Raw genomic sequence first — 394 nt, forward strand, 5'->3', positions numbered from 1 at the left:
CCGTGAGGCGTTGTATATACGGGTGTCGGGTACGTCTGGCCAGGAGACGTCGCTGGTGGCCCAAGAGGCGGAACTGCGGGCTACTGCTGGCGCCGAGGTCGTGGCGGTGTTCAAGGACAACGCGTCTGGACTGCGGGAGAACCGGCCCGGACTGACGCGGCTGCTGAAGGGCGCGGCGGCCGGCGAGTTCACTGTGGTGAGAGTGACCCACCGCGACCGGCTGGCCCGGTTCGGCACCGCGTGGCTGACCGCTCTGCTCGCCCGTGACGGGGTGACTGTCGAGGTGCTGCACGCGAAGGGCTCGGCCGGCGGGGTCGAGGAACTGGTGGACGACTTCATGTCTGTGGTCGCCACGTTCGCCGGTCGGATGTACGGCCTGCGGTCCCGTGAGGCC

At 69.3% G+C, this 394-nt stretch carries 1 protein-coding gene; it reads left to right on the top strand.

The window, feature by feature from the left end; translation table 11 throughout:
• Window positions 1–10 precede the first annotated feature (10 nt).
• Window positions 11–394, top strand: a 384-nt coding sequence (locus I8N68_RS32545; protein WP_234041020.1) for a recombinase family protein, incomplete at its 3' end; no start/stop codon positions are given.

The sequence above is a fragment of the Micromonospora coerulea genome (genome assembly GCF_016598485.1).
In the GTDB taxonomy this organism is placed as follows: Bacteria; Actinomycetota; Actinomycetes; order Mycobacteriales; family Micromonosporaceae; genus Micromonospora; species Micromonospora coerulea.